Annotated in this window: 9 protein-coding genes; 6 read left to right on the top strand and 3 right to left on the bottom strand. The window is 51.7% G+C overall.

The features are described 5' to 3' along the window. Positions 1-115: 115 nt before the first annotated feature. Positions 116-2,578 carry a phenylalanine--tRNA ligase subunit beta gene (gene pheT, locus H9625_RS00930; RefSeq protein ID WP_191762758.1) on the bottom strand — a complete coding sequence of 821 codons (2,463 nt, stop codon included), beginning with the start codon at positions 2,576-2,578 and terminating at the stop codon, positions 116-118. Positions 2,579-2,948: 370 nt separating this feature from the next. On the opposite strand from pheT, the gene crcB reads away from it, so the two are divergent. From crcB to H9625_RS00960, 6 genes are all read left to right on the top strand, one after another. Then, positions 2,949-3,329, top strand: a complete 381-nt coding sequence (gene crcB, locus H9625_RS00935) for a fluoride efflux transporter CrcB (protein WP_191762759.1) — start codon at positions 2,949-2,951, stop codon at positions 3,327-3,329. Positions 3,330-4,140: 811 nt separating this feature from the next. Continuing rightward, positions 4,141-4,950 carry a TrmH family RNA methyltransferase gene (locus tag H9625_RS00940; protein WP_087213089.1) on the top strand — a complete coding sequence of 270 codons (810 nt, stop codon included), beginning with the start codon at positions 4,141-4,143 and terminating at the stop codon, positions 4,948-4,950. 225 nt (positions 4,951-5,175) lie between these two features. Beyond that, positions 5,176-6,405, top strand: coding sequence for an LL-diaminopimelate aminotransferase (locus H9625_RS00945; protein WP_022038935.1), 1,230 nt, complete (start codon positions 5,176-5,178; stop codon positions 6,403-6,405). A gap of 51 nt (positions 6,406-6,456) precedes the next feature. After that, entirely contained in the window at positions 6,457-8,646 is a 2,190-nt protein-coding gene (locus tag H9625_RS00950) for a glutamine synthetase III family protein (protein ID WP_022038936.1), read from the top strand. Between the two features lie 160 nt (positions 8,647-8,806). After that, positions 8,807-10,468 carry a putative transporter gene (locus H9625_RS00955; protein WP_022038937.1) on the top strand — a complete coding sequence of 554 codons (1,662 nt, stop codon included), beginning with the start codon at positions 8,807-8,809 and terminating at the stop codon, positions 10,466-10,468. 129 nt (positions 10,469-10,597) lie between these two features. After that, positions 10,598-12,595 (top strand): fructose-1,6-bisphosphatase, encoded by a 1,998-nt coding sequence (locus H9625_RS00960; protein WP_087211328.1) that lies wholly within the window; start codon positions 10,598-10,600, stop codon positions 12,593-12,595. Positions 12,596-12,674: 79 nt separating this feature from the next. Here the strand turns inward: H9625_RS00960 and panD are convergent, their stop codons facing one another. Together panD and panC are read right to left on the bottom strand one after the other, a co-directional pair. Further along, the gene (gene panD / locus H9625_RS00965; protein WP_022038939.1) at positions 12,675-13,025 is read right to left on the bottom strand and encodes an aspartate 1-decarboxylase; all 351 of its coding nucleotides are present in this window, start codon (positions 13,023-13,025) and stop codon (positions 12,675-12,677) included. A 7-nt stretch (positions 13,026-13,032) separates the two neighbouring features. Then, the gene (gene panC, locus H9625_RS00970) at positions 13,033-13,878 is read right to left on the bottom strand and encodes a pantoate--beta-alanine ligase (RefSeq protein ID WP_022038940.1); all 846 of its coding nucleotides are present in this window, start codon (positions 13,876-13,878) and stop codon (positions 13,033-13,035) included. Between the last annotated feature and the right edge of the window lie 116 nt (positions 13,879-13,994).

Genomic DNA, 13,994 nt, shown 5'->3' on the forward strand with positions numbered 1-13,994 from the left:
GAGACGATGTGCACATCGTCTCTACTACATGGCATATACAAAATGCACAAATTAATGCGCGAGAAGTATAAGTATTCAGAACCTTGTCACCTTGTCAACTTGTTACCTAAAAAATTTATCTCAATTTCGCTCCCAGTTTTGTTTCCAGGTTCTGCACCAGCTTGTTCATCAGCTTGTCTATCTGCTTGTCGTTCAGCGTGGCGTTTTCGTCCTGCAGGGTGAAGCTCACCGCGTAACTCTTCTTTCCGGCTTCGAGGTTCTTGCCTTCGTACACATCGAAAAGCTCTACGCGCTTCAAGAGCTTCTTGTCGGTCTCGTAGGCGATTTTCTCGATTTCGGCAAATTGCACCTGCTTGTCGAGCAAGAGCGCCAGGTCGCGCTTCACGGCAGGATACTTGGAAATGTCCTTGTAAGTCACCGCGTTGTTCTTGACCGCCTTCATCAGCTCCCTCCAGTTCAGGTCGGCATAATACACTTCGTTCTCGATATCGAACATCTTCAGGAGCTTCTTGTGCAGGATGCCGAGCGTAGCCAGCAACTTTCCGCCACGGGTATGCACCGACAGGGCGGCGGCATAGATGTCATCGCTCAAGGTGCCGAACACCAGCGCGCCGAAGTTCACGCCCAGACGGCGCAGGATGTTCAGCACGTATGCCTTCAGCTCGTACACCGACGAGTCCTCATCGGCGTGCGCCCACGAGTTGCTTACCCGCTTGCCGGTCACCCACAAGCCCATGTGCAGTTCTTCGGAGTAAGGCGCGAGCGCTTTTTCAGGGTTCCGCTTTCCGGCATTATAATGATAGCAATTGCCGAACTCGAAGAACTTCAGGTCGGCATTCTTGCGGTTGGCGTTGTGCTCGATGCTTTCCAGCCCGCCGAACAGAAGGGTGCCGCGCAATACGTTCAGGTCGTTGCTCAACGGATTCATCAGCCGCACCAGGTTTTCGGGCTTATACGTTTCCAGCCCTTCGTAATACGAAGCGGAGGTGAGCGAGTTGTTCAGGATTTCGTTGAACCCGCATCCCACCAGCTGCTCCGACACGAGGTTCTGGAGCTTCACCGACTTGTCTTCGGCTCCTTCCACGCTCAGGCACGCCTTTACCGAAGTGGGGATTTCCACATTGTTGTATCCGTAGATGCGCAGGATGTCCTCCACCACGTCGCACGGACGCTGCACGTCCACACGGTAAGGAGGCACCACCAGCGAAAGCCCTTCTCCGGTCTCGCCCGTGATTTCCATTTCCAGGCTCGAAACGATGCGCTTTATCACCCCGGCAGGGATTTCCTTGCCAATCAGCGAACGGACATACGCATACGAAAGCTCTACCGGGAAGCCGGCTATCGGGCTGGGATAGTTATCCTTGATTTCACAAGCGATTTCACCTCCCGCAAGCTCTTTCGCCAGGATAGCCGCCTCTTTCAGGGCATAAATCACGCCGTTCGGGTCGATGCCCCGTTCGAAACGGAACGAAGAATCGGTGCTCAGCCCTTGGCGGCGTGCGGTCTTGCGCACCCACGTAGGATGGAAATAAGCGCTTTCGAAGAACACGTTGCGGGTCTCTTCGGTAGTGCCCGAATCGAGTCCGCCGAACACGCCCGCGATACACATCGGCTCTTCGGCGTTGCATATCATCAGGTCGCGGTCCGAAAGCTTGTGTTCCACGCCGTCCAGCGTCACAAACGGAGCGCCTTCCGCCACGGTCTTCACCACAATCTTGCCACCCTTTATCTTGTCGGCGTCGAAGCAGTGCATCGGCTGGCCGTAAGCGTGCAGGATGTAGTTGGTGATGTCCACAATGTTGTTAATCGGACGCAAGCCGATGGCTTTCAGCTTCGCCTGGAGCCATTCGGGGCTTTCCTTCACCGTGACGTTCTTTACCACCACGCCGGCATAGCGCGGGCAAGCCTCGGTGTTCTCTACCACCACGTCGATGTCCAGGTCGTGATTGTCTACCGCAAACGCCTCTACCGAAGGGCGTTTCAGTTCCGCCTCATGCCCGTTCTGCACGAGCCAGGCGTACAGGTCGCGCGCCACGCCGTAGTGCGAGCAGGCATCCGCGCGGTTGGGCGTGATGTCCACCTCCAGCACGTAGTCGCTCTTCACGTTGTAGTAATCCTTGGCAAGCGTGCCCGGCTCCACGTCATCGGGCAGCACGATAATGCCCTCGTGGCTGGTTCCGATGCCGATTTCGTCTTCGGCACAAATCATGCCGTTCGATTCCACGCCCCGGAGTTTCGATTTCTTTATGGTGAAACACTCGTCTCCGTCATACAGCTTGGTGCCCAAGGTAGCTACCACCACCTTTTGCCCTGCGGCTACGTTCGACGCCCCGCATACAATCTGCACGGGGTCGCCCTGCCCCAAGTCGACCGTCGTAATGTGCATGTGGTCGGAATTGGGATGCGGCTCGCAGGTCAGCACTTTTCCGATGACCAAGCCTTCCAGCCCTCCTTTAATCGACTGGACTTCTTCCACTTCGCCTGTTTCCAGCCCGATAGAGGTAAGCGCCGCCGCCACCTGTTCGGGGGTCAAGTCGAAGTTGACGTATTCTTTTAGCCAGTTATACGAAATATTCATATTAAGTATGTTTTGATGTTTTCCTTGTTTTTGATGCGCAAAGTTACAATAAATCTATGAAAAACCATACAAATTTTAAGGACATCAACGAAAATATTCGGTTTTTACGGTGCACAAGAAGATGCGGAAACCTATTTTCTGAAACGCAGATTCACGCGGATTTCCGCAGACTATTTTCATTTGCGCCGCTTTTTTCATTCAAATCCACCGGAAAAAGGCCTATATTTTTGTACCTTTGCGCCCCGAAAACGGATGCCGGAACGCAGATTCACGCAAACATCCCTACATGAATAAAAAATACAATCTGCGGAAATCCGCGTGAATCCGCGTTTCAAAAAAACCGTAAATAATAAAACCGTAAATAAACAACATGTCCAACGCATTGATAACCATATTTTTGGGAGGCGGCATCGGGAGCGTAATGCGCTTCGGGGTGCAGGCGGTGATGAACGGGCGCATCCCTCCCCTTTTCTTCCCGTGGGCTACGCTCGGCGTCAACGTGGCGGGAAGCTTCCTCATCGGGCTGTTCTACGCCCTCTCCGCCCGCTTCGGCTTCTCCGACGAGACACGGCTTTTCCTCACCACGGGGCTTTGCGGAGGGTTCACCACCTTCTCCACCTTCAGCCAAGAGAGCCTGACGCTGCTCCGCCAGGGGCATTACGCCGCCTTCGCGCTCTACACCCTTGCCAGCGTGGCGGCAGGCATTGCCGCGGCACTTGCCGGAGGGTGGGTAGGGAAAGCCCACGCATAGACAACCTTGTTTCAACCAAGGTCATCCCACGGGACAGGGTAATTTGAAATTACCTCGTCTCAGAGACGAAGTGGTTTCAAACCACATCATCTCCTTGCGCGGGAGGGGTGTAAATCGAAATGACACCCCACGGCACGTATGCCGGTATGGAGAGGGAAATAGTGGGTGGAGGATTCACTCCACAAAGATACGAAAAATTTTTCAATTGGCAATGGATATTAGGCAATGGACAATGGAAAATTGACAATCGGCAATTATTTTTTGCCAAGCTGTGTTTAAACCGCTGAGATGCAACTATTTGCATGGGCGCGCGGAGCTATATATACCGGAATTTGCATATAGATGCGTGATATATGCAAGATATAAGCATAATGATGACAATGACAAATGACAAATGACAATTAACTTTTTCCGGAAAATGCCTTAATAGCAGGTGAGCGACATTATAAATTATATTATATATATATTATTATATATATAATATAATTTAATTTACAATTCTCTTTTCTTCTTCGTGGTGCGTTACATCACTTTGTTAATTGTCATTTGTCATTTGTCATTGTCACGATAATACAAGCATAGAAATAACATTTTCACATCTTATATAATTCTCATTTTCAGCAATATAGATAGAAAAACGATAATCAGTTAACAGATTTTTACGCCCACCTGTTCCAAATCCATTGCCACATGGAAAAGATTTCTTACCTTTGCAGAGGAGAGAGGGAGGAACATTATAGGCAACAAGGCTTTTTATAGGTAACAAGGTACCAGTTGACAAGTTTTGAATTGCCTACACAAAAAACAAATTATGGAAAAGGAACGAATCATCGAAATCACGTCGCTGGAGCAGCCGGGGGTGGAGCTGTTCGGCGCACTGACCGAGGCCCAACTGCGCAACCGGCTGGAACCGGAGAAGGGCGTGTTCATCGCCGAAAGCCCGAAAGTAATCCGCGTGGCGCTGGACGCGGGCTACGAGCCGCTGGCGCTGCTGTGCGAGCGGAAGCACCTCGCGGGCGACGCCGCCGACATCCTTGCCCGATGCCCGGACATACCCGTCTACACCGGCGGACGCGAGCTGCTCGCCCGGCTTACGGGCTATACCCTGACACGCGGCGTACTCTGCGCCATGCGCCGGCCGCCGGTGAAAAGCGTGGAAGAAGTATGCGGCGGGGCACGGCGCATCGTGGTGATTCACGGGGTGACCGACACGACCAACATCGGTGCCATCTTCCGCTCTGCCGCCGCATTGGGCATCGACGGGGTGCTGCTCACCCCCGACTCGTGCGACCCGCTGAACCGCCGTGCCGTGCGTGTCTCGATGGGTTCGGTGTTCCTCATTCCGTGGACGTGGGCCGATGCTCCCCTCGCCGCCCTGCACCGCCTGGGCTTCCGCACCGCCGCCCTGGCACTCTCGGACGACTCCGTCCCGCTCGACACGCCTGCCCTCAAGCAAGAGCCGCGGCTGGCACTGGTGATGGGCACCGAAGGCGACGGGCTTCCGCACGCCACCATCGCCGAAGCCGACTACACGGTGCGCATCCCGATGGCGCACGGGGTGGACTCGCTCAACGTGGCGGCAGCATCCGCCGTAGCGTTCTGGGAGCTGCGGACGATTTGAATTTACGATTTGGCGATTTACAATTTACGATTTACAATATACGATTTTGCGATTTTGAAACGCAGATTTTCGCAGCTCACACTTTAAATGACTTAGAAGCTGTTTTAAATGAAAGAGCCGTGCGGGATATAAAAAAAGAAGTCCTCTTTACCCTGCAATACCGGCAAATTTTCGTACCTTTGCACCGGAAACAGACTAACGCATAAACTTCAACACATATCGAATATGGCACTGGTAAACGAACATTTCCTGAAATTGCCGAACAACTACTTCTTCTCCGACCTGGAAAAGAAAGTCAACTTGTTCAAGGTGACCCATCCCAAAGCCGACCTTATCCGGCTGGGTACAGGAGATGTCACCCTGCCCCTTCCACAGGCGTGCACCGAGGCAATGCACCGCGCTGTCGACGAACTGGCACACGCCGCCACCTTCCGCGGCTACGGGCCCGAAGAAGGATACCCGTTCCTTATCGATGCCATCATCAAACACGATTATGCGCCACGCGGCGTGCATCTGGAACGCAGCGAAATCTTTGTGAGCGACGGGAGCAAAAGCGACACAGGACACATCGGCGACATCCTTCGCCACGACAACAGCATCGGAGTGACCGACCCTATCTATCCTGCCTACATCGACTCGAACGTATCGTGCGGACGCGCAGGCGAGCTTTTGGCGGGAGGGAAATGGAGCAATGTAATTTATATGCCCTGCCTGCCAGAAAACAATTTCATCCCTCCCATCCCCGACCATCGTGTCGATATTATTTACTTATGCTACCCGAACAACCCTACCGGTACCGTGCTGGACAAATCCGAACTGAAAAAATGGGTGAACTACGCCCTCGAAAACGATACCCTCATCATCTTCGACGGTGCCTACGAAGCCTATATCCAACACGCCGGCATCCCTCACTCCATCTATGAGATAAAGGGAGCACGCAAAGTAGCTATCGAGATGCGCAGCTTTTCGAAAACAGCCGGTTTTACAGGTGTGAGATGTGGCTACACGGTTATCCCGAAAGAAGTGACCGGAGGCACACTGGCAGGGAAACGCATCCCCCTGGGCCCCCTGTGGAAACGGCACCAGGAAACGGTATTCAACGGCACCTCCTACATCACCCAGCGTGGAGCGGAAGCCATCTATACCCCCGAAGGAAAAGAACAGGTAAAAGCCCATATCCAATATTACATGAACAACGCCCGCATCATGAAGCATGCACTTACCAGCATCGGGCTGAAAAACACCGGAGGCGAAGACGCGCCCTACCTGTGGGTCAAAGCTCCCGACGGAATGTCATCGTGGAAGTTCTTCGAAAAACTACTGTACGAAGCGCAGGTGGTGACCACTCCGGGGGTAGGTTTCGGCCCAAGCGGGGAAGGCTACCTGAGACTGACCGCCTTCGGCGAAAAAGAACGCATCCAAGAGGCGATGCAACGCCTGTGCAGATGCCTGTAACCGGAATTTCATCAAACAGAACATAAACAAGAAACAACAGAGGTAATTATTATGTCAAAACTAAGATTCAGAGTAGTAGAAAAAGCTTTTCATAAAAAGCCGGTCGAAGTGGTCCCTCCATCGGAACGCCCCAGCGAATATTTCGGCAAATACGTGTTCAACCGTGAAAAGATGTTCAAGTACCTGCCCAGCAAGGTGTATGCCAAACTGACAGACGTCATCGACAACGGTGCGGCGCTCGACCGCAGCATCGCCGACGAGGTGGCGGCAGGAATGAAGAAATGGGCCATCGAGCTGGGTGTCACCCACTACACGCACTGGTTCCAGCCCCTGACCGAAGGTACGGCGGAAAAGCACGACGCCTTCGTGGAACACGACGGCAAAGGCGGCATGCTGGAAGAATTTTCGGGCAAACTACTGGTACAGCAGGAAGCCGACGGCTCATCGTTCCCCAACGGAGGCGTGCGTAACACGTTCGAAGCCCGCGGATATAGCGCCTGGGACCCCTCGTCGCCAGTTTTCGTGGTAGGCGACACCTTGTGCATCCCCACCGTCTTCATCGCCTATACGGGCGAGTCGCTCGACTACAAGGCACCGCTTCTGAAATCTATACAGGCGGTCAACAAATCGGCACTGGATGTCATGCACTACTTCGACCCTTCGGTGAGAAAAATCATCACCTACCTGGGCTGGGAGCAGGAATACTTCCTGGTAGACGAAGGACTGTATGCCGCACGCCCTGACTTGCTGCTGACCGGCCGCACCCTGATGGGCCACGAGGCTTCGAAGAACCAGCAGCTGGAAGACCACTATTTCGGTGCCATCCCGCCCCGCGTGGCCGCTTTCATGAAAGACCTCGAAATCCAGGCACTGGAACTGGGCATCCCCGTCAAGACCCGCCACAACGAGGTGGCTCCCAACCAGTTCGAGCTGGCTCCCATCTATGAGGAATGCAACCTCGCCGTAGACCATAACATGCTCATTATGTCGCTGATGCGCAAAGTGGCACGCAACCATGGTTTCCGCGTGCTGCTCCACGAAAAACCCTTCAAGGGCATTAACGGCTCTGGCAAGCACAACAACTGGTCGCTGGGTGCCGACAACGGCACATTGCTGATGGCTCCGGGCAAAACTCCCGAAGAAAACCTGCGCTTCATCACCTTCATCGTCAATACGCTGATGGCGGTATATCACCACAACGGCTTGCTGAAAGCCTCTATCATGAGCGCTACCAACGCACATCGCCTGGGAGCACACGAAGCACCTCCGGCAATCATCTCCTCCTTCCTCGGCACACAACTGAGCAAGGTGCTCGACCACCTGGAAGAAAGTACCAACAGCGACCTGATAGCCCTGGGCGACAAACAGAGCATGCGCCTGGATATCCCGCAAATCCCCGAACTGCTCATCGACAATACCGACCGTAACCGCACCTCGCCGTTTGCCTTCACCGGCAACCGCTTCGAATTCCGTGCACCGGGCTCGGAAGCCAACTGTGCCAGCGCAATGATTGCCCTGAACACCGCCGTGGCAGAGCAGCTCATCCAATTCAAAAAAGACGTAGACAAACTGATAGAAGACGGCGAACCGAAAATCTCCGCCATCATCGAGGTGGTGCGCCGCTACATCAAGGAGTGCAAGCCCATCCGTTTTGACGGCAACGGCTACAGCGAAGAATGGAAAGCCGAAGCGGCACGCCGCGGACTGGATTGCGAAACCAGCTGCCCGCTCATCTTCGATAATTACCTGAAACCGGAAACCATCCGGATGTTCGAATCGACCGGCGTGATGAACCGTAAGGAGCTGGCGGCACGCAACGAAGTGAAATGGGAAATGTACACCAAGAAAATACAGATTGAGGCACGCGTGTTGGGCGATCTGGTGATGAACCACGTGGTGCCCGTCGCCATCGAATACCAGACCAAACTGATAGACAATGCCTATAAGATGAAGTCGCTCTTCGATGCCGACGAAGCCACCCGCCTCTCATCCGAAAACATCGCCATCATCAAACAGATAGCCGAACACACCGGATACATCAAGGAGCACGTGGACGCAATGGTGGAAGCCCGCAAAGTAGCAAACAAAATCACCGGCGAACGCGAAAAGGCTATCGCCTATCACGATACCATCGCCCCCATGCTGGAGCAGATACGCTACCACATCGACAAGCTGGAACTGATTGTGGACGACCAGATGTGGACGCTCCCGAAATACCGTGAACTGCTATTCGTAAGATAATCTCTTTAAGGTGACTAGGTACTAGGTACTAGGTGACGAGGTACTAGGTGACGAGGTACTAGATACCATTAGCAAAACTATTCAGAACCTTGTCACCTAGTCAACTTGTCACCTAGTACCTAGTCGCCTAGTCACCTTGTCAACTATAAAACAGACCAAAATGGAATGGTTATACGATTTGTTTTTTGAGCAGACTGCCCTACAGGCGGTTATCATCATTTCCCTGATTATCTCCACAGGGCTTGCCTTGGGGAAAATACATGTTTGCGGCATCTCGTTAGGGGTGACATTCGTGTTTTTCATGGGTATCCTTGCCGGTCATTCAGGACTTGCCATCAATCCACAGATGCTGAACTATGCCGAAAGTTTCGGACTGGTATTATTTGTTTATGCACTGGGGCTGCAGGTCGGACCGGGATTCTTCAGTTCCCTACGCCAGGGTGGATGCCAACTGAACCTGCTGGGACTGGGGGTCATCTTACTGGGCACGATAATGGCAATCGTGCTGACCTTGTTCACCCCCATCTCGATGTCGGACATGGTGGGAATCCTTTGCGGAGCCACCACAAACACACCGGCACTGGGAGCTGCACAACAAACATTGAAACAACTGGGCGAACCTACCAGCGGTGCCGCACTGAGCTGTGCCGTCACCTACCCGCTGGGAGTGGTAGGAGTGATTCTTGCCATCGTAGCGGTAAGGAAACTGTTCGTACGCCCTTCCGATATGGAAGAGCATCCGCACGACGACCCTAACCACACCTATATCGGTACCTATCAGGTACACAATCCTGCCATCTTCGGCAAAAGCATCCACGAACTGGTGCATATGGGTTATTCCAAGTTTGTCATCTCCCGCCTGTGGCGCGACGGACAGGTGTGCATTCCCACTTCCGACAAAGTGCTGCAAGAGAACGACCGCCTGCTGGTAGTGACCACCGAAAAAGACGTGGAAGCCCTGACCATCCTGTTCGGCGAACAAGAACAGAAGGACTGGAACAAGGAGGATATCGACTGGAATGCCATCGATAGCCAGCTTATCTCGAAACACATCGTTATTTCCCGTCCCGAAATAAACGGGAAAAAGCTGGGTTCGCTCCGCCTGCGCAACGTGTATGGCATCAATATCAGCCGTGTGCTGCGCAGCGGTGTACAACTGCTTGCCACCCCCGAACTGGTATTACAACTGGGCGACCGCCTGACCGTGGTGGGCGAAGCCGCAGCTATCAAGAATGTGGAAAAAGTATTGGGCAACACCGTAAAAACCCTGAAAGACCCCAATCTGGCTTCTATCTTCATCGGCATCGTGCTGGGACTGATAGTCGGCTCCATCCCCATCGCCATCCCGGGCATATCGACACCTGTCAAGCTGGGACTGGCAGGAGGACCAATCGTCGCCGGCATCCTCATCGGCTCGTATGGCCCACGCCTGCACATGCTGACCTACACCACCCGCAGCGCCAGCCTGATGCTACGTGGCATCGGACTTTCCCTGTATCTTGCCTGCCTTGGACTGGATGCCGGAGCACATTTTTTCGAAACCGTGATGCGTCCGGAGGGTGCTTTATGGGTTGGTATCGGATTTATTATTACCTTTGTACCCGTAGTGATTATGGCACTGGTGGCATTACGGTGTTTCCACCTCGACTTCGGAAACACCTGCGGCATGCTCTGTGGAAGTATGGCAAACCCAATGGCACTGAACTATGCCAATGACATCATCCCGAACGATAACCCTGCCGTGAGCTATGCCACGGTCTATCCGCTGGGGATGTTCACCCGTGTCATCATCGCCCAACTGATACTGATGTTGTTTTTATGAATATATATACAATTAATAATTAACAATTAATAGTTAACAATTGCGACCGCTTTACCCGTTCTCCTTTAATTGCCAATTATTAATTATTAATTGTTAATTGCTGATTATCATTTTTAACCTGAAGAAGATATGAAATCCTACAACCAAATCACAACGGAGATGATACAACAAGACCTCCGATACCTGGAACTGCTTTCGCACAACTTCCCGACCATAGCCTCTGCCAGCACCGAAATCATCAACCTGGAGGCCATTCTGAACCTTCCCAAAGGTACGGAACACTTCCTTGCCGACTTGCACGGGGAATACGAAGCGTTCCAACACGTATTGCGGAATGCTTCGGGTGCCATCAAACGAAAAGTGAACGAAATCTTCGGCAATACGTTGCGCGAAATGGAAAAAAAAGAATTGTGCACACTTATCTATTATCCCGAACAGAAACTGCAACTGGTAAAGGAAGTGGAAACCGAACTGGAAGACTGGTACGTCATCACCCTGAACCAGCTGGTAAAGGTATGCCAGAATGTATCATCGAAATACACCCGCTCGAAAGTGCGCAAGGCCTTGCCCGAAGAATTTTCCTACATCATACAAGAATTGTTGCACGAAAGCAGCATGGACCCCAACAAGCAGGCATACATCAACGTCATCATCAGTACCATCATCGACACACACCGTGCCGATGACTTCATCGTGGCATTGAGCAACCTTATCCAACGGCTGACCATCGACTCGCTTCACATCCTGGGCGATATCTTCGACCGCGGACCAGGTCCGCACATCATCATGGATACCCTGTGCGACTATCACAACTTCGACATCCAATGGGGAAACCACGACATCTTGTGGATGGGCGCCGCATCGGGAAACGATTGCAACATCGCCAATGTACTCCGGCTCGCCATGCGTTATGGCAACCTCTCGGTGCTGGAAGACGGCTATGGCATCAACCTGTTGCCTCTCGCCACATTCGCCATGGATACTTATGCCGATGACCCTTGCTCGTTCTTCGAACCAAAGATTGACGATACCCTTAATACAGACAGTGCAAAAACCATCCGCCTGATAGCACAAATGCACAAGGCTATCAGCATCATCCAGTTCAAACTGGAAGCCGAAATCATCCGCCGCCGCCCGGAATTCAGGATGGAAGACCGCATGTTGCTGCACCACATCGACTTCGAGAAACACACCATCACACTTAACGGCAAAGAATATCTGCTACGCGATAGTTTCTTCCCTACCGTAGACCCATCAGACCCCTACCGGCTGACCGACGAGGAACGTGATGTGGTAGACAAGTTGCACAAATCATTTACAAGCAGCGAAAAACTACGCAAGCACATGAAATGCCTCTTCCGCTACGGATGCATGTACAACGTATGCAACTCGAACCTGCTGTTCCACGCTTCCATGCCGCTCAATGCCGACGGTACCTTGAAAGAAATCGACATTTTAGGTGAAAGCTACAAAGGACAGGCTCTCTTAAAACGTGTGGGACAACTGATACGTACCGCCTATTTCGATGAAAGCGAAAGCGAAGAAAAGGCATTCGCCCTGGATTACATCTGGTACCTGTGGTGCGGAAAAGACTCACCCGCCTTCGACAAAGACAAAATGGCCACCTTCGAACGATACTTTATCGAAGACAAGGAAACGCACGTGGAAACAAAAGGATATTATTACCAGTTACGCGACCGCGAAGATATCTGCGACATGATCCTGGACGAGTTCGGTGTGGAAGGCGAACACCGGCATATCATCAACGGACATGTACCGGTAAAAGCCGGAAAAGGTGAAAAACCCATCAAGGCGAACGGAAAACTGATGGTAATAGACGGAGGATTCTCGAAAGCCTACCAGCCTGAAACAGGTATTGCAGGCTATACCCTGGTGTACCACTCGCGCGGATTCCAACTGGTACAGCACGAACCGTTCACCTCCACCCAGCGAGCCATCGAAGAAGGACTTGACATCAAATCGACCACTCAAATCGTAGAAATGAGTGCCAAGCGGATGATGGTGAAAGACACCGACAAAGGAAAAGAATTAAGTATTCAGATAGAAGACCTTAAAAAGCTGCTGGTGGGATACCGCACCGGTATCATCAAAGAAAAGGCAGACTGAAACAAACAAGGGGATGCCGGAATAAAAACAAACACTATTCCGGCATCCCCCTTAATTATTAATTATTAATTGTTAATTGTCAAACAAGCTTGTTCGTCACCGTATCGGGGAAAATCACTGAGGGCTTGAAGTGTTTGGCTTCTTCAAAATCCATCAATGCATACGACATGATAATCACGGTATCGCCTACCTGGACTTTGCGGGCGGCTGCACCATTCAGACAAATGCACCCAGATCCGCGCTCACCTTTTATTATATAAGTCTCGAAACGCTCGCCGTTATTATTATCCACAATCTGCACCTTTTCGCCGGCTATCATATTGGCGGCATCCAGCAAATCCTCATCTACCGTAATACTGCCCATGTAATTCAGATTTGCCTCGGTAACACTTACACAGTGAATCTTCGACTTCAGTACTTGTATCATCATCACACGCTCACTCCTTATATTTAATGTTATCTATCAAACGTACATCCCCACAGAATACAGTAATACAACCTACAATGTAGCCGCTTTCGTCCCACGAACTTACAGGCTGCAAGGTATTCCCGTCTACAATTTCGAAATATTCCAGACGCAACCCTTCAGCATCTTCAATACCCTTTTCCACAAATGCTTTTGTTTCTGCCAGCGAATGCACCTTGGCATAATCTACACTGGCAAACAGGGTTTTCGATATCTGCAAAGCCTGCATACGCTGTTCTCCACTCAAACGGGCATTACGACTGCTCAATGCCAGCCCATCGGCCTCACGTACGATGGGACAACCCACAATCTGCAACGAAAAAGGATACTTACGTACCATTTCACGGATGATGGCAAGCTGCTGGAAATCTTTTTCACCAAAATAGGCACGCGTAGGCTCTACAATCAGGAAAAGCTTGCTCACAATCTGGCATACACCGTTAAAATGTCCCGGACGATATTTGCCCTCCATCACCGTATCCAGCGGAGCATAACTGAACGTACGTGTGTCCGGTTCGGGATAAATCTCTTCTACCGAAGGTGCGAATACGAACGTGACGCCACACGCTTCCAAAAGCCGGCAATCGGCATCCAGCGTACGCGGATACTTCGCCAAATCATTCTTATCATTAAACTGGGTGGGATTGACAAAATCGCTGACCACCACTACATCATTCTCGGCAACGGCGCGTTTCACCAATGAAGCGTGACCGGCATGCAAAGCTCCCATTGTGGGAACCAGACCAATGGTTTTCCCTTCGCCCCGAAGTACATCCAACTTCGCACGAAGCTCATGAATAGTTTGAATTAATTCCATTTTTCTGATAATTAAACCCAATGTTTTTCTAAAAACAGGTGCAAAGTAACCACATTTTTACCAAATAATAAAGCAGTTTTTACAAAAAAGCACCATCCACAGACAGATTAACAAAC

Source organism: Phocaeicola intestinalis, assembly GCF_014837065.1.
Classification (GTDB): Bacteria; Bacteroidota; Bacteroidia; order Bacteroidales; family Bacteroidaceae; genus Phocaeicola; species Phocaeicola intestinalis.

Bases quoted from the DNA above. Each gene is read 5' to 3' on its own strand.
- pheT (WP_191762758.1), bottom strand. From the start codon at position 2,578: ATGAATATTTCGTATAACTGGCTAAAAGAATACGTCAACTTCGACTTG.
- crcB (WP_191762759.1), top strand. From the start codon at position 2,949: ATGTCCAACGCATTGATAACCATATTTTTGGGAGGCGGCATCGGGAGC.
- H9625_RS00940 (WP_087213089.1), top strand. From the start codon at position 4,141: ATGGAAAAGGAACGAATCATCGAAATCACGTCGCTGGAGCAGCCGGGG.
- H9625_RS00945 (WP_022038935.1), top strand. From the start codon at position 5,176: ATGGCACTGGTAAACGAACATTTCCTGAAATTGCCGAACAACTACTTC.
- H9625_RS00950 (WP_022038936.1), top strand. From the start codon at position 6,457: ATGTCAAAACTAAGATTCAGAGTAGTAGAAAAAGCTTTTCATAAAAAG.
- H9625_RS00955 (WP_022038937.1), top strand. From the start codon at position 8,807: ATGGAATGGTTATACGATTTGTTTTTTGAGCAGACTGCCCTACAGGCG.
- H9625_RS00960 (WP_087211328.1), top strand. From the start codon at position 10,598: ATGAAATCCTACAACCAAATCACAACGGAGATGATACAACAAGACCTC.
- panD (WP_022038939.1), bottom strand. From the start codon at position 13,025: ATGATGATACAAGTACTGAAGTCGAAGATTCACTGTGTAAGTGTTACC.
- panC (WP_022038940.1), bottom strand. From the start codon at position 13,878: ATGGAATTAATTCAAACTATTCATGAGCTTCGTGCGAAGTTGGATGTA.